Source organism: Sulfitobacter sp. TCYB15, assembly GCF_040435955.1.
Taxonomy (GTDB): domain Bacteria; phylum Pseudomonadota; class Alphaproteobacteria; order Rhodobacterales; family Rhodobacteraceae; genus Sulfitobacter; species Sulfitobacter pontiacus.
Window position 1 is genome coordinate 468,669 of record NZ_CP159193.1, and the last position, 23,041, is coordinate 491,709.

The window sequence follows — 23,041 nt, forward strand, 5'->3', positions numbered from 1 at the left end:
TGGCGATGCGGGCCGAATCTGAACGGCTGCAGCTGGCACCGGTCTTCCTGATCACACTGGTGGCGGCGTTCTTGCTGACGGGGCAAAATCTGCTGGATCCGATGATCCGCCATGATGACTATCCCGCCTTTTTCGCAGATGCGCCCGCCTTTTGGAACAAGACCCTGCACGAGGGGCGGTGGCTGAACTACATCTGGCACCTGCGCGAGGTGGTTACGCCTGCCTGGCTGAACTTTGCCCTGTATCAGAGCCTATGGGCGGCGTTTGTCGCTGCGTTTGCCGTTGCGGCGATGGGGCCCGGTGCGCAGCGCTGGTTTACTGTCGTGCTGGCCCTGCTGCTGGTGGTTTGCCCGTCCGAGATGTTGATCTCGCTCTGGTTCAATACGCTCATCCCCGGGTTGGCTGTTGTGGCGCTGTTTGCGGTGCTGGCCTGTTACATCTCCAGCGCGCAGTTGCGCTGGCTATTGCCGATTTTCGTGATCGTCAGCTTTATGGCCTATACGACCTATCCGCTGCTGCTGTTGGCGATTTGCATTGCGCGCACGCGGGACCGGTCAATCCGCGATCTGGCGGAGCTGATGGCGCTGTTTTGCGCAAGCTTCGTTGTCGCGGTGCTGACGGTCTATACGTTGAACTGGCAGGTTCACGGTGTGTTTGGCGTGCCTGTAGCCGATTGGCGTGATCCGACCGCGGGGGACGGGATTGGCGGGATGATCGCGAACCTGCCGAAGCTGGGGGAAACATTTACGCTGTTCCTCAACCGGACCGGCATCGGGTATCCGCCGCTTATCGGGCTTATTCCGTTTGTCTATATCCTTGCCCTGAATGTGCTGCGCAAGCGCGCGCCGCTAGAGGCTTTGTATCTTGCGGCTGGTATGGCGATCGGGCTGGCGCTGACGGTGGTTCAGGCGCTGAAGCTGGGGGTGATCGTTCCGCCGCGCGCGTTTATCTTCTTTTGGGTTTTCTTTGCGCTCACTGTGGTGCGTGCGGTTCAGATATTGAGCGAGGATGAGGGTCTATACGGCCGTTTAGGGCGCAATCTATTGCTGTTGATCATCGGTGTGTGGTTCATCCAGCTGTTTCTGGCCTATGGGCAGTCCAATGATTGGCGTAGTGATACCAAACTCTGGGCGCAGGAGGTGCGGGCGACGGAGGGGCCGGTCTATGTCTATGGCGATTCGTCGAAAATTGCCGCTGGGCTAAAGGCCGGCATACAATCTTACAAAGCGCTGCCGTTCCGGCTGAAACAGTTGACCGGAAAGACGGCGGTCGCCTGTGACGAGGTGCCTGATACCTGCCCGTCCCGGCCAGATATGACTGCCGGTGATAACGAGGTTCATTTGCTGCGCGAAGGGAATGCGCTGTTTATGCTGTTTACGCCAAAACCATCGGACGAGACTGAGGATTAAGCGGTAAAGATGCTGTCCATGTGTTCGGCCAGATAGATGCGCAGCCAGGGGGTAAAACGCTCTGGCGTGGTTTGGGTCTGGCGGGCGAGGTCGGAGAGGTCGACCCAGGCGGTATCCATCACTTCGGCGGGGTTCGGGGTCACATCGGTGAGCGCGACGGCTTCGGCGACGTAAATCTCTACCAGCTCATGTTCGGTCAGGCCGCCCCCCACATCGGCGCGGTATTCGACCTGGTCGCGATGGTCGAGCCTTAGGCCGCTGATCCCTAGCTCTTCGTCCAGTCGCCGTTTGGCGCAGGTGAGCGCGGGTTCCTCCCAGAACGGATGGGTACAGCAGGCGTTCGCCCAGAGACCGGGGGTGTGATATTTGCCAAGCGCCCGTCGCTGGATCAGGGTTTCGCGTCCGCGCATGACGAAAACCGAGATAGCCTTATGGCGCAGACCGCGCTGGTGGACCTCAAGCTTTTCGACGGGGGTGAGCTTGCCGTTGACCCAGGCGGGGATCATCGTGGTCATGTGGCTGCCCCATTCGGGTGGCGTTTTGGCGATGTCATATCCGGCTGCCCCGCTCCTTGCGGCCCGCTGGCCCCTCTGCGCTAGGCGGTCTTGTAGCGGGTCGGTTTTGGATTGTCAGCCGCTGGTTGCTAAATGAAGGATAAGGGCAGTTTCGCGATACCGCGCGCGGTGGTGCAGGCTCGCGTTAACCTGTCTGCGGCAGGGTGAGCCCTGATCACCATCTACCGAACAGGAGCCACCATATGACCGATACATCCCCCGTTCTCGCCCTTCCGTATATTCAACCGTCGCAAGCGCAAAAGCATGTGACCCATAACGAGGCGCTGCGGCTTTTGGACGCGATTGTGCAACTGTCGGTCCTGTCTTTCACCGAAACTACGCCGCCCGCGACCGCAGGCGAGGGGGATCGGTATCTGGTGGCCTCAAACGCTGGCGGGGATTGGGCGGGGCATGACCACGCGGTGGCAGTGTTCGTGGACGGGGCGTGGCAGTTTATCGCGCCGATGCCGGGCTGGGTGGCATCTGTGGCCCCCGGCCAAACCCAAGTGGTTTACGACGGCGCGCGCTGGGCGGTGCCGGCGTTGCAAGATGTGCCTCGGCTGGGTGTCGGGGCGACGCCGGATGCGTATAACCGGTTGGTTGTGGCGTCAGATGCGGTGCTGTTCAACAATGCCGGGGCGGGGCATCAGGTTAAGATCAACAAGGCAGCCGAAGGGGACACGGCCAGTCTGCTGTTCCAGACCGCCTTTGGGGGGCGGGCCGAGATGGGGACCTCGGGAAGTGATGATTTCGCCATCAAGGTCAGCGCGGACGGCGCAAATTGGGCGGAAGCTTTGCGCATTGAAGCGGCGAGCGGGCGTGTGACCGCCCCAGTCTCGGGTTGGCGAGAGCAGCTGACTGCCCCTCGCGTTTACTACGTGGACCCCCTTCAGGGTGGCGATGGGCAAAGTGGGCGGGGCACGGGGGCGGCTGCCTTTGCGTCGCTAGGCCGTGCGATGGAGGAAGTCGTCCGTTTGGACAGCGCAGGCCACGCCGTCACGGTTCAGTTGGCGGATGGCAGCTATGATCTGGGCGCTTCGCCAGTCGCGGTAAGCGCGGCATTGGGGGGAGGTCTGGTTGAGCTTGTCGGGAATACCGGCGACCCCGACGCGGTCACGATGACAGCGACAGGGTCGGTGATCGAGCTGGTTTCGGGGCGTCTGAGTTTGCGGGGTATGAGGATAGAAACCTCCGGTGCCGACCCGGCGATCCGGGTGTTGCCGGAAGCGGTGTTAGAGGTTGATGAGGTCGTCTTTGGCGCGGCGGGGGGACATCTGGATATTGTCGGCGGGCGCGTCGAGGGGGCGGGTTCGTATGTTATCGACGGCGATGCCGCATATCATCTGCGTTTGTCGCAGGGGGCCGTGCTGGCGCGGGGGATGCAGACGGTGACGCTGGCGAATACGCCCGACTTTGCCACTGCGTTTGTGACTTGCGAGATGGCCGGGCAGGCGGACTTCAGCGGGCATGGTTTCACCGGCACAGCCACGGGCAAACGTTTTGACGTGAGCAGCAACGCTGTGGTGCAAAGTGGCGGGACCGTGCTGCCGGGCGATATTGCGGGCACGACGCACAGCGGTGGCCTATACCTCTGATCTGCGAAACCCTGAAAATTGTATGAAAGGGCCACATTGCCGCCTTAAAAGCTGAAGCTGCCGTTAAGGAATTCGGCCCATCTTTATCCCCGGAACATGTAGGGGAATAAACCGATGGAGCTTGAGCATAAAACCACATTGTCGCCGCGGAAGGATATGGCGCTGACCGGGGTGACGGATATGGCGGTTGTCCAATCCTCTGGCGGGGCGGTGCTATACACGACCTCGCGCTTTGGTGGCGGTGACTTGCTGGCCTATCGCATTGATGCGGAAGGGGGGCTTCGGTTTCTGGACAGTCGGACCATCGCCGGGGACACGCGGGCCGGGGTCACCAGCAGGCTGGAGGTCGTAGACGGTGCGCTATTGCTCACGGGGGCGGATAACGCCGCGCTCACCCGCGTTGCGTTAACAGATGATGGGCGCTTTGGTAATGTTTCTGCCGTGACCGGTGGTGCCGTGCCTGCCCAGTTAATGGCCGTCGAGACGTTGGATTTGGGCGGGCAGAGCTATCTGTACGGGCTGGTGCGGGGGGCGGATAGCATCGGGTCGTGGCGCATGGGCGACGATGGGGCGCTGACGCGCATATCGGGCGACAGTAGCGTCGCGTCAGAGGCAGGTCTGACCGGCCTGAGCGTCGGGTATGTCGGAAGCACGCCGTATCTGCTGGCGTCCTCGGCGCGGGACGACGCATTTATTTCGTTCAAATTGGATGGGAATGGTATCCCGCGAGAAGTCTCTCGTATCGCGGCGGAGGATGGCGTGGGGATCGGCAGGCCAAGCGCGACAGCCTTTGTAGACGTTGGGGGGCATGGATTTGCGATACTGGCCGCGGCGGGAAGCGCGAGTTTGAGCGTCGCGATGCTGGGGGCAAATGGTGGATTAACCTTAACGGATCACGTCCTCGACACGCGGGACACGCGATTTGACGGGGTGCATGTGATCGAGACCGCAACACATCACGGCCGCGCCTATGTGGCGGCGGCGGGCGGAGATGACGGTGTTTCGGTCTTCGAATTGATGGACGATGGCCGGTTGATGCATCTGGTGTCGATCGAAGACACGGAAGGGAGCACGCTTGACGCGGTGTCGGCGCTTAACTTTTCGGTACAAGGAGATTTACTGCACCTCGCCGTCGCTTCAGGTGCCGAAGCGGGGCTGAGCATCTTTACGGTGGATATTTCTGACCGGGTTGCGGCGGCAACAGGGGATGATCAAGCTGACACGCTGACAGGCGGCACGGGGGGCGATTTGCTATCCGGCGGGGATGGCGCGGACCATATCTCCGGGCGCGCAGGGGATGATATTTTGCGAGACGGCGGCGGCCGTGATCTGTTGACCGGCGGTTCCGGCCGCGATCTTTTCGTCCTTTCCACAGATGGGGAGGCCGATACGATTGCCGATTTCGACAGCGCGCAGGACAGTATTGATCTGTCGGCCTGGCCGTTCCTGAGACATGGGTCTCAGTTGACCATATCTTCGACCAAAGACGGTGCGGTTCTGTCCTTTGGTGAGGAGCGGCTAGAGATAAAAACATCGAACGGACAGTCCCTTAGCGAGGATGATGTTCAAGCGCTCGATCTGATTGGGCAGTCGCGTTTCATGCCGGATTGGACCCTGCCAGAGGAACCAGATACGCCATCCCTCCCCACCGCACCGACCCCGTTGGTTCTGGTTGGCACGCCCCAGTCGGATGTGCTGGAAGGGGATGCGGCCGATGATCATATCAGCGGGCGCGCGGATGGCGACAGGCTGATGGGCGCAGGCGGCAATGATACGATTCTTGGCGAAGCTGGGGCCGATACGATCTATGGCAACGGCGGGAGCGATCTGATTGAGGGTGGTACCGAGGGGGATCAGATCTGGGGCGGTATCGGCTGGGACACTTTGCGCGGTAGTGATGGGGACGACGCCCTGTGGGGCGGCGACGGGTATGACGCGCTTGGCGGTGGCGACGGGAACGACACGTTAACAGGCAATAACGGTGCGGATCGACTCTATGGGGACAGGGACGATGACCATTTGATCGGCGGGTTAAATGCCGATAGCCTGTGGGGCGGTGCCGGCAAGGACCGTTTGGAGGGTAGCGCCGGTGCGGATCAACTGCTTGGCGGCAGCGGAAATGATCAGCTTTTCGGAAATGCGGGCGCAGATTTTCTGCAGGGGGACAGCGGGAATGACCGTCTTGCGGGGGGGATCAACAACGATACGGTTAACGGTGGGTCCGGGAACGATACGCTGTCGGGCGACAATGGTGCCGACCAGCTGATCGGCGGCGACGGCGACGATTTGATCAAAGGCAATGCGGGTCACGATACGCTTGACGGCGGCGCGGGAAACGACGTGCTGTCCGGTGGGATCGGGGCAGATCAGTTTATCTATGGTGCAGGCCAAGACACAATCCTGAGCTTTCAAAACGAAATTGACACTCTCTCGCTGGATTCTGCCCTTTGGGGTGGGGGAAGTTTATCGATGAGCCAGCTTCAGTCGTTCGCACGCAAAGGGGCCGAGGGGCATATCGTGCTGGATTTTGGCAGCGGCAAAACACTGGACCTGTTGGGGGTCGAAAACCTATCTATCCTAAATGGCGACTTCGAAAGCTTTTAAGGTTTAAACTGCCACGTGGGGATCGTTAGCGTTCCAGAATGTCACGGTGATAGCGCCTTAATAACACAAGGCCAAAAAGGCCCAGTATTGCGGCAACGGCGTAGACATAGGCTGAGGAGACGTAGGGTACGTCGTAATTATGATAAAACCCGGACCTGACGCGGCCGACCACGTGGATCAGTGGATTGAACCAAAGATAGCCGCGGTAGGGTTCGGGTATCGTTTCATATAAAAAGATGACGCCGGACAGTAGCAAAAGCGGCCGCGTGCAAATCCCGTAGACACGTTGCCAGACCTGAAACATTGACATCATAAAACAGTTGAATACCCCCACGCCCAGTGAAAGCGCGGCAATCATAGTCAGAGCTGACACGATGTCTGATGCATTTATTGCGGCCCGCGTATCAAACAGAAAAATGATCCCACTCAGTACGATAAAGCCTACAAGAAGCTGAGTGAGAAAATTGAGGATGAACCGCCCCAAGATGGCGTCGACGAAAGTCACGCGCGGGTAGGCTAGTAGCTGTTTCGAATAGTTGATCGCCTGCGCGACCTTGTTGCTGAGATCGACGAACATCAAAAAGGGCAGCAAACCTGTAGCGTAAAAGATCGGAAAATTGTTTCCGAGCGGGGGCATACGAAACCCGATCGAGAATATTGCGGTCAACAGCGCGATCCCGAGAACGGGTTCAGCCAATGCCCAAATATACCCACCCGGGGACCGGCCATAGCTGGTCCCGATTTCGCGAAGTATCAGCGCGACGATAATGCGCGGCGTCGCAAAGACCATTGTTCTTCGTTGGCGTGCGACCCGACCTATCATCCTGGTACCCTCTGCGCGCTGTTGACCTGCCATCGTGCGGGCGTAGCCGCGCCAAAACGATTTAAAATGAAGTCATACTGTAGGGCAAAGGCCTCTCTAAAACTGTGTTTTAGGTGCTCTGGCAACATGGCGTGGCGACCAGAATTACTGCGAAGATCAGCTTTGGGTGAAATCGGCGAAATACCTAAGAACATGCAGATATCGCGCATGGTATGAGCGTGAAAAAGGTCTTCGTAAAATACATATTTAATTCGATGTGGAGGGATCACCGCTTCCAGCTCGCTCATCGTGCGCCGATAGTTCGCCCGCTCTAACTTAGGCAGCCGTTTGCTGTCGATCAAATGCTGCGCGCGCGCCTCGCAAGCCGTTTGAAAGTCGGCTACCTGGGCGGCATCCGCGCTAACGGCCATTCTGATTTGGGACCACATACGATCAATCGGATCCCTCAAAATAAAAATGAAACAACTTTCGCCAAGGCTCCCCATTTCAGAGAAGTCCTTTGCGTCCAGTATCGCATAAGCCGGGGTGATGTCGCAAATCACAGGCTGGCCGCTAAATCCCTGAGTAAGATAGGAAAGATAAGCCTCGTGATGTTCAGGCGCATCCGTGTAGATAGACAAAAGGTCAGCCAATTCGCTGAGGACCCTAAGATTGCGCCGATTCTTGGGGCCGCGTTCTGACACCAGTTCCCTTGCCAAGGTTTTCGCCGTGTTCATACGTAGGTCAAAAACCTGGTCAGACTTACCCGCGATCACATTGAAATAATGAAGTTCCTTATTGCGCGAAAAATGAATCTGACTGCTGGTGCGCAAGGTTTCATAAAGCCAAGTCGTGCCGGCTTTCTGAGCCCCGATGCAATAGGCAAGCTTGGTGTTTTCCGGCAGAAGAGATGGAGTCATACGGTACGCCTTGGGATGAGCTGATCATTTCCCCATGTTGTATTCGTGATGTGCTATCGCATCGTTAATGTCGGCAAAATATTCTAGGTTTCCGGCCTCTAGAACAGCGCCTGCAGTGCATAGTTCTCGTAGCATGCCATTGGAGTGGCTTACAAATATTGCACCAGATCGGGACAGGCGGTCCATAAAAATGGAACGACTTTTCTGTTTGAACCGAGCATCTCCGACAGCGGTGATTTCGTCAATCAAATAGGTGTCAAACTGCAGCCCCATGGAAACGCCGAAAGCCAGACGCGACTTCATACCGGCGGAGTATGTTCGGAATGGAAGGTGAAAGTGAACCCCAAGCTCTGAAAAATCGGCGACGTAGTCGACCAGTGCAGACGTGTCTGCACCATAAATCCGTGCAACGAAGCGCGTGTTTTGTGCCCCCGTCATGTCGGGGTGGAACGACCCAGCAAAGCCAACTGGGAAGGATACACTGCCATCAGAGATGACCTCGCCCGATGTAGGGTCAGTTGCCCCCGCAATGATCTTGAGCAGCGTAGATTTTCCAGCGCCGTTCCGCCCTAGCAGCCCGACAGAAATACCAGTTGGAAAAATAACGTTAATATTTGAAGCGACTGTCTTCCGTCGCCCCCGCACATGATAGGTTTTGGTCAAATTTCGAAAGACAATCATCGGCGATCCTAGTGCCGATCTCGTAAGGAGTGCCAAACCAGCATAATGAGCGCCCACAGGGCGAAGCTAGATGCGAATGTGACGCCTAGAAGAAAAGGGCGATTTGGATAAATCGAAGTCTCTGCAAGTGTCGGAGGGATATGCGCCGCCAAGTATTTTGATCTTTTTCGCCCCTCTGCAACCGCTGTATCAAAGGCGGCTTGGCTGGCGGTATAAGACTGTTCAGCAAATTCCAAATCGACCTTTAGGCTTTCAAACTGCCCAAAAAGATCCGCGAAACCAATGGAGTGCATTGCACCCTGCATGGCATTCGATTTCTGATGCTCCTGCGAGATACGCGCTGCTATTATTTCGCGCCTTCGTTGCGCTTGCTTCAAGCGGGGATCGGTTGGCGTGCTGGTTTGTTGAAGCATGTCGATGCTAATCAACGTTTCCGTCATTTCTGCTTCTAAAGATGCCAATAACCCGGTCTGAATTTGAAGCGGTGTATCGGGGCTCACCAATTGGTTCCTTATGCGGAATTGGGCCAGCGTAAGCCGCGTTTTTTTGAGGCGCTGCGCTGCGCGTGCCAAGTTTTCTTCAGCATGTTGGGTAGCATCCTCGCGCGCTATCGCGGAAAGTTCATGTATCAGTTGTGCGCTTTCAGCATAGATTGCTTGGACAATGGCGCGCGCGTCCTCGGGATCAAATGCTTGCACCTTAACCTCGATCAGACCGGTGCTACTATCGCTATACACATTGACCATGCGACCCCAGTATTCGGTCAGATCCTCGATCGTACCAGGGGCGTGGTAGCCGAAAACCGGATCAGATTGCGTCGCGGGGGGTGACCATATTTTTCGCAAATTCAGAGACTTATCGATTTTCTCCACTAAGTGCTGACTTTGAATGAATTGATACAGAACTTCTTCGTCAGCGGCACCGGACCCCGAGAGATTTGCAACCCCACCCAAGAGTTCGACCGGCGAGCTCATATCCTCGCTATGGACTGCAAATCCGGCGATAGAGGTATAGCGATCTGCAGCGCGCTCCCAAAGGTACCATGACACGAACAGGCTGGTTCCGAGAACGATGATGATAAAGCTGACAAAAGAAAGCCGGTGACGTAGGTGAAGGCGCGCTTGTGGCACAGGCGGGACGATCGACGTGACTGGCAGTGTCAGAATAGTCGCTTGAGAGGCGGTTTCTCGCTTCTTTTCCCGCGCCGCAACGGCAAGCGCCCTATCATGCCGTTTTTTTTCGATGCGTCGCAAAGCTTCCTCACGCTCGCGCAGCTTTTGTTGTTTGCGCGCCGCGTGCGTATGGTGCGTGGTCGTTGATTGGGCAGGATTATGGGTCATGATCTCAGTACCTAGTTCAATAGTCCTCACAGTTTATTAATTCGCGCGAAGTAGTTCAGAGAAAGTCGATTAAACTACGAAGGACTTTAGGATGGCGGAACCGCATGTTCACATTTTAATGGGGACGAAGAACGGTGGCATGTTTTTGGCAGATCAGCTGGCCTCAATCCGCGGGCAATCGCATCAGGATTGGAGCCTTTGGGTAAGCGATGACGGCTCGACCGATGGCACTTGTGAGGCGCTTGAAAATTTTAAAGCGGAAACATCGCACCATGATATTCACTTGCTCAAAGGGCCTCAGAGTGGCGTTGCCGCCAATTATTATAAATTGTTGAAAAACAAATGGTTAGAAGGGAATTGGGTGGCGTTTTCCGATCAGGATGATGTCTGGCTGCCTCACAAACTATCCCGTGCTGTCGCGCTCGTCGGGCGGTTGGGTGGTAGATGTGTTTACAGTAGTAGAAGTTACTATGTGGACGAAACGGGGGAGCGTTTGGGAGCGTCCCCGGCGCTGAATCGCCCTTTTCGGTTTGGAAATGCAATCGTACAGAATGTTATGCGCGGAAATACGATTGTGATTCCGCCTATCGTCACCAACTATCTGCGTAGCATTTTAAGTACTACCGACGTTGCGGAAACCCCTTTTCATGATTGGTGGATGTACCAGGCGATCACAGGCGCAGGGTTTGGTATTCTTAATGATCAGAAACCTGGGGTATTATACAGGCAACACGGTGCAAATCTTGTGGGCGCGCCTGTTCGTCATTTACGGCGCAGGGCTCGATGCATGGCGGATGGTACGTTGGTGAATTGGATCGATGCAAATGCGGCCGCGATGTACCGAATTGCTCCCATTCTGACGGTGACCGCTCGCGAGCAATTATTGAGGTTTCTCGATTGGCGATCCCAAAGTCACACTAAGGGTCGCGCAGCACTGACTTCGCTCGGAATCTACCGGCAAACACAGGCGGGCGATCTAGCCCTGCGCGCGCTTGCACAACTCAAACGGTTCTGAATCGGTGTTAAATTAACAAGCCCTCGTCTTTGAGGTGATCAAGCAAGGCTATGTCAGCCTCAGCAAACGCAGCCATTCTTTCCTGTGCCGGTTTATCGTTGATCAGAGTCATTAGATCTTGCCATCGGCTTGTCTGAACGCCTTTTGGCCCAACATTGATGCGCGTTTTTACAATCGAAGGACGACGCCCCGTCAGGTTTTGAATGTCATTTTCAAGCAGATTTAAACTGCTTAAGCGATAAACCCTATCTAGTTTCCGCGCGCCGCCTATCGCTTGACCAACAAGCATATCTTTCGAGAAATGGCAGACCTCGGCCGCCCCGCGAACTTTCCCGGTGGCGAGATAGCAACAGTAAAAATTGTCGTAATGATCCTTAATGAACTGTTGCCAAGCGGGACTTCCGCCAAAGAAATATGCGGCGGGGGAGCAATTTTTTACTTTGTACAACCCCATATGCCCAGGAGCCGAAAGTAGGCTGTCCGTGAGGCGTGAGGCCTTATTTCTTAAATAAAAATAGAAAGAAGCGATCCTTTCAAATGGATCGCGAAGTACCGTGAACGCAAAGATATCTGTCTGGGTCTCACGAAGGCGGCACCAATCTAGGTGACCCGAGTAAAGGTCATACCCGTTGGGAAATTGACCGTCTGACGAAGCTTGGTGGTGAACGCGAACAGGAGAGGTTCGAGCGCTGCCATAGATTTTAGTGAGCTCCGAGTGCACAGATTGGCCCGCAGTTTTGGGTATGTGTAAAAATGCGACTTTTTTCACTGAATGTTTTCCGATCGCAGATCCAGCGCCGGGGGCGCGAAAGGTGCGGCATCTTTGAGCATTGTGTTTACCCCTCTACAAAATTCCAGCACATCCGACGGATCAAGGTGATCCATCTGCCACGGCGCAAACTGCCACCAGCGGCACTTTAACATGAGACTGATGAAGTTCGGCGGTAGGCGCATTCGTTTGAGAGTGGCCGGATTCCCCGCGACGACTGCATAAGGGGCAACGTCGCGGGTCACGACCGAATGCGCCCCGATTATTGCGCCGTCGCCAATGGTGACCCCGGCGGCGATATACGCCCCGTGCCCGATCCATACATCATTTCCAATTGTAGTGATTTTTACCTTGGTGGGAGGCTTGCTGTGAGCTGTCCTATAATTGTGGTAGTGTTCGGCTGCCTCAAAACCGTCGCCAAGTTCGAATACTCGGTCCCCAAGATAGAAAGCGGGGCTTGTGGATACCCAGTCCAACGGGTGGTTTTGCCGACCTATTTGAACGGATTCGCCGAATGAACAATATCGGCCGATACGTGCGGCAAAACAGTATCCCGAGACTTGATACGAGAACGTTCCCATCTCTAACGAGTGTTCATACTGTGTCCATTTCAGGCTCCCCGGGGCTTCGAGCACGGTATGTCTGGGCAGGCTGATCGACGTAGCACCCCGGTTCAGTACTTCGATGCCTTTGTTTCGCAAAAATTTTAGGGGCACTGAGATTTGGCTCATGAGGCCACCGCCCAGGTTTTGGTGATGTGATTTTTAACGTGAGACAGCAGAATATCCGCCAAATCCTGTTGGGTTGAGTAGGGAATAGGGAAACCGTTTTCAGCTTTGGTAACTGCTTCGCCCTGAGCACCAATTGCGAACGCATGGGTGGGCAAACCGGATGTCAGAGCTTCGTGCGTGGTAAACGAAAATGTCTCCGGCCACACTGAAGGTATTAACCAATCTGTCACGCCGTATCGGGCGGCAATTTTTCCCAGATCTGATATGGTATATCTCCCATGGATAGGCACCGAGGGGGGGAGGGGAATGGCGGGATCGAAGTTCCCGACGATGACCATACCGACACCTTGCACATCTATCGCATCAGCGGCTCGGCTGATGATCTGTGCGCCTTTCTGAAGACCAATGTCGCCCAATACACCGATCACCGGGCGCTTTGGGCTGAGGGGCCGAGGGATACGGGGCACGGCGTCTGAAATTCTATGCGGTGTAACTTGAATTTTATCGGCGCAGTTGGGGAATGCTGCGCGCACAATTTCTTTGCTACTTTTAGAAAAAACCACGATCTCTTGGGATGCGGTCAGGAGTTTTCCCCACTCGCTTTGCCACCGAATCATGCTTATCGGTGCACATTTGGTTGTTGGGGCATTTAGGTGAGGTGGAGGTAGGCCATCGTACACTCCTTGATCGTTCAGAAGAGTGTAGTTGGGCGAGATTGCGAAGTAGTCATGAAAGAGAAACTCTATCACCTGTTGGCCGGTTTGGCTCAATTCTAGAATCGCACTTGGGATAGTCAGCGGATCTTGATCCCCAACCGCGCAGGAATAGATTAATCGTCGCCGTTTTATGGGGCGTAGAAGTTGATTGACGCAGTCGAGGTTGCTGGTTCCGCCGGAAATTGTTCCGTTCTGGCAATGCAACTCAATCTGCCATCGCATGGCACCGCCGACCCTGATTACCACAGCGGCGCGGCCCAACGCGTGATGTTTTGATTTCATCCGATGTTGCAGATACGATTCAGCGCCGCCACCCATACTGTGCGCGATATATATCGAGACTGGATAGGTATCTTGTGCACCGAGCCAGGCCAATGCCAAGGCGAGGCGGGGCGATTTTAATGGGTCAGAGGCAATGAACTGCTGCACCTCTGTATCGTATTCGGGATAACGTTTTGAAATTAGAGCGTTGTTTTTCGCGATAAGACGCTTCTTCTCTGTCGATCCGAAACTTTGTCCGCCGCGATGCTCTACGAAAAGGTTTACGGCGCAATAATGCTGCCCGCCCGCTGCTCTGATGCGCTGGCACCAATCGACCTCTTCGGCGTATCCCCGACCAAAACTGACATCCAATTGCGGTTCAGTTCTGAGGTATCTGGGGTTGATCGCCATGCAAAATCCCACCCCGGTTGGCGTGGTCATGCGATAGCTTTGCGGGTTAAGCTGCGCGGCGGTCACATCTATAAGATCCCCCTGTCCGGCGGCAAGTTTTTGGGGCGCACATATGAGGGGGGCGGTAAAAATTTCCGCGTCGTTGGACATTGGGGTTACAGTGGCGGCGCGTGGATATTCAACGAGGGGGCGGATAAGGCGGCTCGCCCAGTTCGCCGGGACTAAGGCGTCAGAATTCAGTAAAATTACCGTGTCGGGCCAGCGTTGTGCATAGCGCAAGCCTTTGTTTACGCTTTTTACAAACCCAAGGTTTTGATCATTCTCAAGCAGTGTCGCACGGTCATTGTGGGCCAAGGACCACGCGCGCAGCAACGGTAGAATCCGTTTATCGGTTGAGCAATCTTCGATCAGAATAATGCGCCACTGAAGATCGGTATTGTCGACGACGCGCCGCAGCGCCTCTTTCAGTAGGTCATGCGCGTTGAATACCGGCAGTATTATCGTCACCGATACCGTTATGACGGGAGGCGCATTGGCGCGGAATAGGTCAGGGTCAAGCTCGCGCGCATGGTGAACGGGGCATATCCCCAGCCCCCGTTTGATCCGTGTGCGAAAAGCGGGGTCTCGTCTGACGCGCCAGCCGGCATAGGCAGGCAACTGCAGCACCAGCGCGATGATGAATTTTATTACCAATCGCGCTTGAATCCACCCAAGGTGAGGGAGTTTTAGACTTCGCGCAATTGTCCAGGTGCCATTGCGGACACGGTGAAATTCGACCCCAAACCGCCCGATTTCTTGCAAGCCTGTCGGGCCAAGCGGCGTGGTCAGGTCGAACCCGACCCGTCGCGGGCCACCATAGGCTTTGGTCACGTCGTCACGGATCAAGTCGGCTTTAGCGCTTACTTTTACGCCGTTCATATGCAGCACGATATCATCCGCGAACGTCCAGCCCGCCAGCCTCAAGTTCCCGTCATTTACGGCAAATACATCAACGGCACCCACCGTGGCACCGGACGGGTCCGTAATGTGCATTGGACGCCCCACGGCCCTTAGGTGGGCGGCGATATAGCGGGCAAAGAGAGCTTTGAGCTGTTTATACAAAATCAATCATTTCGATTCTATGTTGCGTTGATAGAGCTCTAGATCAGCACGCTCACTCTTAAGGGGAGGTTAAGTTCACTCAGCATTACAACAGAATTTCTGTTCGGATTTTACGGGAGGTGACATAGGTGAGCAAAACGCAACTTGGCGTTTTGGTGACGGATAATGGTCAGAACAATCAGGTAGATATATCGCCAACAGCTACCTGCGCCGAAGGGGTGCGGATTAATATATACGGGCGCAATAACCACGTGGTGATCGGCGAGGGTACTGTGATCTCCGGTGGCTTGGTTGAGCTCAGGAATCACGAGAGCGCCGTCTATATTGGCGCAGATTGTCGTTTGGCGGGGTCATTTCGATGCCGCGCGCGTGATACGCATATTCGCATTGGCGATCGCACCACGATCATGATGGCTCACCTCAGTCTGCATGAAGCGGGCGCGATTACGATTGGCGAGGATTGCATGCTGTCCGGGGATATCACCATGGATGTCAGTGATATGCATTCGATCCTTGACGTAGAAACGGGGGAACGGGTCAACCCGCCCCAAGATATCGAAATCGGGGATCACGTCTGGTTGGCCCATGGTGTCAGGATCATGAAAGGCGCGCAGATAGGGCAGCACTCCGTGATCGGTAGCCGTTCCATGGTTCTTGGGGTTATCCCCGCACATAGCTTGGCCGTGGGCGCGCCGGCGCGTGTTGTGCGTGCCGGTATCACTTGGGATCGTCGACGGCTAAGTCCGAAAGATCAATAAGTATTGGGTCCCTGTGCGGAGCCATTGGTGATTTACACTATCGGAAGAGGAGATACTTGATGACAATATCATGGGGATTACGGATAGATTTTGCTTTGCTCATCCCACGCAAACTAGCTATGAGATGACCTGAGTGGTCCCGTAGCTCAACTGGATAGAGCACCTGACTTCTAATCAGGATGTTGGGGGTTCGAGTCCTCCCGGGATCGCCAGGCGCACCGAGTGTAGCTACAGCACAGTGATTGGTTCTTCGCCGTCGATCAAATGCCCGATAATACAGGATTTTTTATCTTCGGCGGCCATGTCTCGGATCGCAATCTCTGCCTCGGCTGGGGGTAGAGCAGCCAGCAAGCCGCCTGCGGTTTGGGGGTCGTGCAAAAGCGGGTCGCTGCGTCCTCGCGTGGGCGCGTTGTCGACGTTGGGGTGATACAGCGACGAGTGCACGCCGCGATCTGATAGGTCTCGGGCGCCGGAGTAGACGGGAATGGCGTCCGCCGAGATTTCCGCGCTCAGGCGCGATGCGCGGCAGATGGCGGCGATGTGACCCGCAAGGCCAAAGCCGGTGACATCTGTCATGGCATTGGCGCGACGCAGGTGGAAGGCTTGACGGTCCTGCGGTTCTGCCATCTCGTTTAGGGCCTGGGCGACGTCGGCTCCCCGTGCTGTGCCATCCATATGCGCAGCCATGATAATTCCTGATCCGATGGGCCGGGTCAGCACAAGGCAGTCGCCAGCTTGAGCGCCCGACAGGGTGATTGGTGGCGTTTCGCGCGTGCCGGTGACGGTGAACCCGATGGTCATTTCGGCACCCATCGATGTGTGCCCCCCGACAATCGTCGCGCCCGCGTGGTCGAATATCGCACGGGCTGCGTCGGTGATTTCTTGCAGTGTCCGGGACTGAAGCGCCTGAGACATATGGGGAAGTACGATGCTGGAAAGGGCCACTTGGGGCTGCGCTCCCATGGCCCAAATGTCGCCCAAGGCGTGCACTGCTGCGATGCGCGTCATCAATGCGGGGTCGTGGATCAAAGCGCGCAAGTGATCGGCGCTGATGACCTGAAAACCGCCACCGGGTTGCCTTAGCACCGCAGCATCATCGCCGAGGACAGAAAGAATGGCGGCATCCGTCGGACCTTGAAGCGACGATAGCCCGTCACGAAGCACTGTGTTTCCGACCTTAGCGCCACAGCCGCCACATAAGGGTTTCGCGGCCAGTATATCGCGGGCACCCTGCGCCAGCGTTTCGGGCAAAGCTGGCGGTTGCATCGGCGGCAAATCGTCAAGTTTATCCATGAAGGCGCGGTCGATCCGATCTTTCCAGCGCCATAACGCAGGCCCCGAGAATGCAAGATCGAATTTTTCCGCCAAAGCCGATTTTTCCCCAAGGGAGATAAGCTTTAGGTAACGTTTTTGTGGTTTGAAGGGCTTGCGGGGACCATTGGTGAGGGCGGCACGAAGGTTGTGATACAGGATGGGTGCTGCGCGAACGGCAAACACGCCAGCCTTGGGGCGTGGGGCAAAGGGCATTGCTGCGCAGTCGCCGACGGCAAATACAGTTGGGTCACCGGGAAGTGACAGGTCGGGCGTGGTTTCGATGAACCCATCACGCAAGGGAAGGTCCGTTTGCGCCAGCCATTCATGCGGGAAAGCACCGGCAGCGCCGACCGTCAATTGAGAACGGATTTTGTCGCCGCTGCCAAGAACGACATGATCGGCGGCGATTTCCGTGACGCGTACGCCGGTGCGTAGGGTGACCTTGGCGCCGCGAAGCTTGGCCTCGACCGTGTGGCGCGCGCGGTTGCCAAGGCCCGAAAGCGTCGGGTCGGACTGTAGCAAGGTGACCCGAGGCTCGATCCCCGCGCTGCGCACGGCATGGGCCATCGCGAGGGACAGCTCGCAACCGGCGACACCGCCGCCGATCACGGCGATTTCGGGCTCTATGTCCCCGCTCGTCACCGCGGCAAGGAAATCGCGCCAGCGTTTGGCGTAGACATCAAGTGGCTTTGCACCGACAGCAAAGCCATCAAACCCCGGGATACCCATCTTAGCGGTGATCCCGATATCAAAGGAGGCAACATCATATGCAATAGGCGCGCGGTCTTCGACATGAACCAGACGCGCAGTGCGATCGATATCTGTGGCGTGGGACAGGATCAGACGCGCGCCCGCAAAGCGGCACAGTCGCACGAGGTCAATCTCGAGTGTTTCACGTGAATAGTGGCCCGCGATATAGCCCGGCAGCATACCTGTATATGGGGCCGTGGGGCCGGGATTGATGACGGTTAACCGCGCGCCCGGTAGCGGTTTCATCCCCCATTTGCGTAGCACCAACGCATGGGCATGCCCGCCGCCGATCAGCACCAGGTCTTGGGTCAGAGGGATATCGGGTCGACGCATCGAATGACTTTCTATCAGGCGGGTGTGACAGTCTTAGCCCGCGGGATCAGCGGATCAAAGCCGCAAGACACAACTGCGGCCCGTTGCAACGGAATGTGAACTACGTGACAAAGACCGCAGCGTTTTCCGTGGAACAAGGTGGCCTCCGTCCGTGACCCTTCGTATTCTGCACACTGCCGATCTTCACCTAGATTCACCGCTTCGTAGTTTGGCGATGAAGGATGACCGTCTGGCCGCGCAGGTGCGCGGCGCCAGCCGGCAAGCGCTTGAGACGATGGTGCAATATTGCATCGACGAGAGGGTCAGCGCTTTTCTGATCTCGGGCGATCTTTATGACGGGCAAGAACGTAGCGCGAAAACCGCCGCGTATCTCGCCGCGCAGATGCATCGTTTGGCGCAGACTGACGTGCGGGTGTTCTATATCAAGGGGAACCATGACGCGGAAAACCCGATCGCGGGGGAGATCGACCTGCCGCCAAACGTGCATGTGTTCGACGGGCGGGGCGAGAAAGTTCAGTTGGCGGACCACCCCGTCTATATTCACGGCGTCAGCTTTCTCGACCGTCACGCGCCGGAAAGCCTGCTGCCGAAGTATACCGTGCCAGAGGCGGGGGCGGTTAATATTGCGATGATGCATACCTCTCTCGCGGGGGCGGAGGGGCATGATCTTTATGCGCCTGTGTCGGTCGGCGAATTGGCGGGGGCTGGGTTTGATTATTGGGCGTTGGGTCATGTTCACAAACGCGCCGTGCACAGCGAAGACCCCTGGATCGTGATGCCGGGCATGCCGCAAGGGCGCGATATCGGGGAGGCGGGGCCAAAGTCCGCTAGCCTGCTGACGATCGAGGATGGCAAGATCTCGGTTTCGGAAGTGGCGACCTCGGTCGTGGAATTCCGCCGCTGTGATTGCGATGTGACGGGGGCGGAGGCTGACGAAGATCTGCGCCGCAAACTGCGGTCGGCGTTGCAGTCACAGGCCGGACGGGGGGCTGCGATCTTGCGGTTGCGGTTGACGGGGCAAACGGCGCTGGCGTGGCAGATACGCCAGTTGGCGGATATTTGGCGCGCCCAAGCCGATGAAATCGCGGAAAGCATCGGTGATCTGTGGATCGAGAAGATGTCGGTGGATGTAACGGCTGTATCTGAGAATGCGGTGGATGGTGCTGTGGCCGAGGTACAGCAGTTGATGACGGACATCGCTAAGGAGCCCGCCACTCGGGACAGGTTGCAGCAAGAATTAAGCCAGATCCTTGGCCTATTGCCTGCTGACCAGCGCCGCGCCCTCGCTCCGGCTGCAGAGGCGCAAGAGGCGTTGTTGCGGCAGCTGACCGACGAGGCGGTGTTGACCATGGCCGCGCAGATGCGAGGAGCGGGCGAATGATGCGGCTGGAGCAGCTTGCGCTGGACCGATTTGGTCACTTTACCGACCGCGTGCTGGATTTCGGCGCGCGCCCCGCAAACGGATCGGACTTTCATATCGTCTTTGGCCGGAATGAAGCGGGCAAAACCACCCTGATGGAGGGGTATCTGCGGCTGCTTTACGGTTTTGCAGCGCGTGAACCCTATGCCTTCAAACACCCCCGCGCGAACCTGCGCGTCAGCGGTACCGTCGATATTGACGGGCAGATCCACCAGCTGTCCCGGTTGCCCAAACGCTCGGGCAATCTTGTGGACGGGGCGGGCAAACCTGTGCCGGATGCTTTGCTGTCTGCGGCGCTGCGCGGTGTGTCGCAAAAGGAATACCAAAGTCTGCTGTGTCTCGACGATGAAACAATCGAGGCCGGCGGCGAAGAGATTACCAAAAGCGAGGGGGATATCGGGAAGCTGCTGTTCTCTGCCGCGGCGGGTATCAGCGATCTGTCGCAGGTCTTGGGGCGGGTGGCGCAGGGCAATCGTGACCTTTATCTAAAAGGCGGTACAAAATCAGAGTTCGCGGCGCTGAAGGCTGCGCATGCAGAACTGGTCCAGCAGATCAAGGATCACGACGTCAGCGCCGCCGCGTTTCGCGAGCTGCGTCTTGCGCGGGACGCCGCCCAAACCGAAGAGCAGCGTCTGCGCGCCGCCAAGTCCGAGCTTTCCGTTCAGAAAACGCGGCTGGAGGCTATACTTGATGCGCATCCATTGGCGACAGAATGGAAAACCCTAGAGGCGCAGCTTACCCCTATCGCGCATTATCCCACGACGCTGGAGTTCGACAGCGAAGACTTGATTAAAATGATGACGAAACGGATCGCGCTTGTTGCCGAAAGGGAACGGTCCGTCGCCGAGGTGCACACATTGCGGGCCGCGCGAGACGAGGTCGCCGTCAACGCGGATGATTTGGCGCGAGGGGCTGATGTTGATGCGCTTGCCTTCAAGAAAAGTCAGGTAGAGGCGGGGCAATCCGACCTGCCCAAACGCGAAGCACAGTTGAAGCAGGATACCGCTGATATGCGAGCGCGGCTTGATGCTCTGGGGCTGCCCGCCGATGGCGCGCTTGCGCAATTCATCTTAAGCGATCCCGCCCTTACGGCGCTTGAACAGGCGCGCGCCACTCTGGACGATGCGCGCAAGCATCTGCAAACCACTCAGGCGGAGGCAGAGGTCGCGCGCGACAAATACGATGACGCGGCACGGGCCCTGCGCGATACCGAAGAAGAGACCGCCGTCGACGCGGACGTCGAACGCCTATTCATGCAGGCCGAAGCGGAGGATCTGGTCAGTCGATATAATGACGCGCTGCGCCGGCTCGCGGCGGATCGTCAGGGGGTGGCCACAGCCTTGCGCGGGCTGACGCGGCAAAATGTGGCGTTCGACGCGGTTCCGGCACTTCCGCTCAGCAGCCGGCGCGCGCAGGAATTGATGCAGGCTCATGGCGAAGCGCGGCTTGCCCTGCGTGCTGCCGTGCAGGCGGAAACCACGGCAGCCGATCGTCTGGCGGGTGCCGAGACAAAACACGCAATGGCCGCGTCGGCCCCAGACTTGATCAGCGATGATGCCGCCGCCAAAGGGCGACAAACCCGAGATGAGCTATGGGCGCTGCATAAAGATGTGTTGGACATGGCCTCTGCCTCTGCGTTCGAGGCCGCCATGCGCGCGGATGACGCGCAGACCTCATTACGCGCAGGGCAAAGCCAATCGCTGGCGGAAATGCGGCAGGCGGAACGACAGTTGATCGAGGCGCGGCAGGATCATGACAGGGCGCAGAATAAACGTACCGAGACCGAGGTGGCGTTTGATAAGGTGACGGGTGAACTGCGGTCCCACCTCGATACACTTGGCTTGCCCGAAACCCTTTCCGCCGAGGATTTTGTCGAATGGGTGCGCGACGCAGAGGCGGCGCAAACTGCAGCCGAAACCTTAAAGACATCTGAACAGGCCCACACAGAGCTATTGCGCGCGGCAGAGCAGATGCGCGACGATCTGGCGGCACGGTTGGAGGCAGGGGATGCGCCTTTGCGGACCGTCGTGCTCATGGCCAAAACCCAGATCGCGGCGTCGCGCGAGCATCAGAATGCCCAAAAGATCGCACAGGCCACAGTGCGTCAGGCCACGGCAGAGCGGGATCGCCGAGCAGTCGCAGCGGACAAGGCACGCACGGCCGTGACCGAGGCGCGTGACCAGTGGCGCGGTGCCGTCGCAACACATCTTCCGGCGCTGCAGTCTGGCATAGACATGTGGAACGGGCTGACGGGCCTGCGCAGTATCCGAGAGGTCGACGCCCGCATGGCGGGTGTCCGGCGCCAGATTGCAGGCATCAAACAGGATCGCGCCGGTTTCATCGCACAGTTGGATGCACTGGATGGCGGGGCAGACGCGCAGGAACAGCCCTTGGCGCGTTACGCCGCTTTGCAAACTGTGGTGGAGCGTGCCCGTCAGGCCCAAGCGCGCCGCAGCGATCTGGACGCGCGCCTTGCCGTGGCGGAGGACGCCGCGGCTGAGGCGCTGCGCGAAATTGCCGTGCTAGATGATCAGGTCCAACTTCTGGCCCGTGCGTTTGATGATCAGATAGACACCTCTACCCTCGATGCATTGCGTCAGGCGACGGCGACCGCGCAACAGGCAATTGCCCTGCGCCAGCAAAGTGCGGATTTGCGTACCCGTCTGCTTTCGATCCTGGGGGTTGATGCCTGGGAGCAGGCGCAGGAACGCCTCAGCGCCGCGCCCCTCGCACAGGCGCAAGTGGCGCTTGCCGAGCTCTGCGAAGACCTGTCGCGACTTGAAGCAGAGCTCGACAGCGCGATTGCTGCGCGCGCTCGGGCGCAAGCGGCGCTGGATGCAGTTGGGGGGGATGGCGATATTGCGGCGCTCACCTCGCAAAAGCGCACGGTCGAAGAACAGATGCAGGCCGTGATGCTGCGCTATCTGACGGGGCGTTTTGGCCATATTTTGGCCGAGGATGCCATCCGCCGGTATCGCGACACCCACCGCAGCACGATGTTGGCCGCGACCGAACAGGCATTCAGTGATCTGACCCAAGGGGCATACACTACACTGACCACGCAGCCTGCCGCTCAGGGGGATGTGTTAATGGCCGTACGGGCAGAGGATGGGGTGTCTAAGGAAGCCGCCGCAATGTCCAAAGGGACGCGGTTCCAGCTTTACCTTGCCCTGCGCGCGGCGGCCTATGAACAAATGGCGTCGACAGGAACCGTGCTGCCGTTCTTCTGTGATGATGTCTTTGAAACCTTCGACGAAGACCGCACCCGCGCGGCCTGTCACTTGATGCAACGGGTCGGAAAGCGCGGGCAGGCCATCTATCTCACCCACCACCAGCATGTGGTCGATCTCGCCCAAGAGGCCTGCGGCACAGATGTGACCGTGCACCGGCTGTAACGCCCCATATGGATTCGCGATTATCCGGCCCGCGAGTCGGCGATTCCACCGCAATGCCCTACCTGTGGTTGGGTCGAGGCGCGAAAAGCTCCGTATAAGCGGAGAGAGATACCCTGAGGGGACTTGGTGCTACAAATTTCCGCCGCTCAGAAAGTCAATAAA

General features: G+C 57.5%; 16 protein-coding genes and 1 tRNA gene. 8 read left to right on the forward strand and 9 right to left on the reverse strand.

All coding sequences use genetic code 11. From position 1 onward, the window contains the following. Window positions 1–5: 5 nt before the first annotated feature. The gene (locus ABM428_RS02210) at window positions 6–1,409 is read left to right on the forward strand and encodes a hypothetical protein (RefSeq protein WP_353628114.1); all 1,404 of its coding nucleotides are present in this window, start codon (window positions 6–8) and stop codon (window positions 1,407–1,409) included. On the opposite strand, the gene idi is transcribed toward ABM428_RS02210, so the two are convergent. Beyond that, entirely contained in the window at window positions 1,406–1,924 is a 519-nt protein-coding gene (gene idi / locus ABM428_RS02215; protein WP_074636718.1) for an isopentenyl-diphosphate Delta-isomerase, read from the reverse strand. The genes ABM428_RS02210 and idi overlap by 4 nt on opposite strands. A 242-nt stretch (window positions 1,925–2,166) precedes the next feature. Here idi and ABM428_RS02220 point away from each other — a divergent pair, with 242 nt between their 5' ends. Both ABM428_RS02220 and ABM428_RS02225 read left to right on the forward strand, forming a co-directional pair. After that, a complete protein-coding gene (locus tag ABM428_RS02220) occupies window positions 2,167–3,558 on the forward strand; it encodes a DUF2793 domain-containing protein (protein WP_353628115.1) in 1,392 nt (463 codons plus the stop codon). 114 nt (window positions 3,559–3,672) lie between these two features. Continuing rightward, window positions 3,673–6,162 carry a calcium-binding protein gene (locus ABM428_RS02225; RefSeq protein ID WP_353628116.1) on the forward strand — a complete coding sequence of 830 codons (2,490 nt, stop codon included), beginning with the start codon at window positions 3,673–3,675 and terminating at the stop codon, window positions 6,160–6,162. A 25-nt stretch (window positions 6,163–6,187) separates the two neighbouring features. Here the strand turns inward: ABM428_RS02225 and ABM428_RS02230 are convergent, their stop codons facing one another. Genes ABM428_RS02230 through ABM428_RS02245 form a run of 4 tightly spaced genes read right to left on the reverse strand, consistent with a single transcriptional unit; the run spans window position 6,188 to window position 9,905 of the window. Further along, window positions 6,188–6,952 (reverse strand): ABC transporter permease, encoded by a 765-nt coding sequence (locus ABM428_RS02230; RefSeq protein ID WP_009825770.1) that lies wholly within the window; start codon window positions 6,950–6,952, stop codon window positions 6,188–6,190. Between the two features lie 29 nt (window positions 6,953–6,981). Continuing rightward, window positions 6,982–7,884, reverse strand: coding sequence for a sulfotransferase (locus tag ABM428_RS02235; protein ID WP_132997682.1), 903 nt, complete (start codon window positions 7,882–7,884; stop codon window positions 6,982–6,984). Between the two features lie 24 nt (window positions 7,885–7,908). Further along, a complete protein-coding gene (locus tag ABM428_RS02240) occupies window positions 7,909–8,565 on the reverse strand; it encodes an ABC transporter ATP-binding protein (RefSeq protein ID WP_132997683.1) in 657 nt (218 codons plus the stop codon). Window positions 8,566–8,573: 8 nt separating this feature from the next. Continuing rightward, complete coding sequence (locus tag ABM428_RS02245) at window positions 8,574–9,905, reverse strand: capsule biosynthesis protein (RefSeq protein ID WP_132997684.1); 1,332 nt, start codon at window positions 9,903–9,905, stop codon at window positions 8,574–8,576. A 91-nt stretch (window positions 9,906–9,996) separates the two neighbouring features. On the opposite strand from ABM428_RS02245, the gene ABM428_RS02250 reads away from it, so the two are divergent. Then, the gene (locus tag ABM428_RS02250; protein ID WP_353628117.1) at window positions 9,997–10,920 is read left to right on the forward strand and encodes a glycosyltransferase family 2 protein; all 924 of its coding nucleotides are present in this window, start codon (window positions 9,997–9,999) and stop codon (window positions 10,918–10,920) included. A gap of 7 nt (window positions 10,921–10,927) precedes the next feature. Here ABM428_RS02250 and ABM428_RS02255 read toward each other — a convergent pair whose 3' ends face one another. Genes ABM428_RS02255 through ABM428_RS02265 form a run of 3 tightly spaced genes read right to left on the reverse strand, consistent with a single transcriptional unit; the run spans window position 10,928 to window position 14,909 of the window. Beyond that, window positions 10,928–11,689: a sulfotransferase family 2 domain-containing protein gene (locus ABM428_RS02255; RefSeq protein ID WP_353628118.1), complete on the reverse strand. Its 762-nt coding sequence runs from the start codon at window positions 11,687–11,689 to the stop codon at window positions 10,928–10,930. Further along, window positions 11,686–12,420, reverse strand: a complete 735-nt coding sequence (locus ABM428_RS02260; protein WP_353628119.1) for a CatB-related O-acetyltransferase — start codon at window positions 12,418–12,420, stop codon at window positions 11,686–11,688. The genes ABM428_RS02255 and ABM428_RS02260 overlap by 4 nt, the downstream gene beginning before the upstream one ends. Beyond that, window positions 12,417–14,909, reverse strand: a complete 2,493-nt coding sequence (locus ABM428_RS02265) for a glycosyltransferase (RefSeq protein ID WP_353628120.1) — start codon at window positions 14,907–14,909, stop codon at window positions 12,417–12,419. Before ABM428_RS02265 ends, ABM428_RS02260 begins: the two co-directional genes overlap by 4 nt. Before the next feature lie 128 nt (window positions 14,910–15,037). On the opposite strand from ABM428_RS02265, the gene ABM428_RS02270 reads away from it, so the two are divergent. Together ABM428_RS02270 and ABM428_RS02275 are read left to right on the forward strand one after the other, a co-directional pair. Next, entirely contained in the window at window positions 15,038–15,667 is a 630-nt protein-coding gene (locus ABM428_RS02270) for an acyltransferase (RefSeq protein ID WP_132997688.1), read from the forward strand. Window positions 15,668–15,802: 135 nt separating this feature from the next. Beyond that, window positions 15,803–15,879, forward strand: a tRNA-Arg gene (locus ABM428_RS02275). A 16-nt stretch (window positions 15,880–15,895) separates the two neighbouring features. On the opposite strand, the gene selD is transcribed toward ABM428_RS02275, so the two are convergent. Further along, a complete protein-coding gene (gene selD / locus ABM428_RS02280; RefSeq protein WP_353628121.1) occupies window positions 15,896–18,064 on the reverse strand; it encodes a selenide, water dikinase SelD in 2,169 nt (722 codons plus the stop codon). A 166-nt stretch (window positions 18,065–18,230) separates the two neighbouring features. Here selD and ABM428_RS02285 point away from each other — a divergent pair, with 166 nt between their 5' ends. Continuing rightward, window positions 18,231–19,445 (forward strand): DNA repair exonuclease, encoded by a 1,215-nt coding sequence (locus ABM428_RS02285; RefSeq protein ID WP_132997702.1) that lies wholly within the window; start codon window positions 18,231–18,233, stop codon window positions 19,443–19,445. Continuing rightward, window positions 19,442–22,879 carry an AAA family ATPase gene (locus ABM428_RS02290; RefSeq protein WP_353628122.1) on the forward strand — a complete coding sequence of 1,146 codons (3,438 nt, stop codon included), beginning with the start codon at window positions 19,442–19,444 and terminating at the stop codon, window positions 22,877–22,879. The genes ABM428_RS02285 and ABM428_RS02290 overlap by 4 nt, the downstream gene beginning before the upstream one ends. Window positions 22,880–23,041 lie beyond the last annotated feature (162 nt).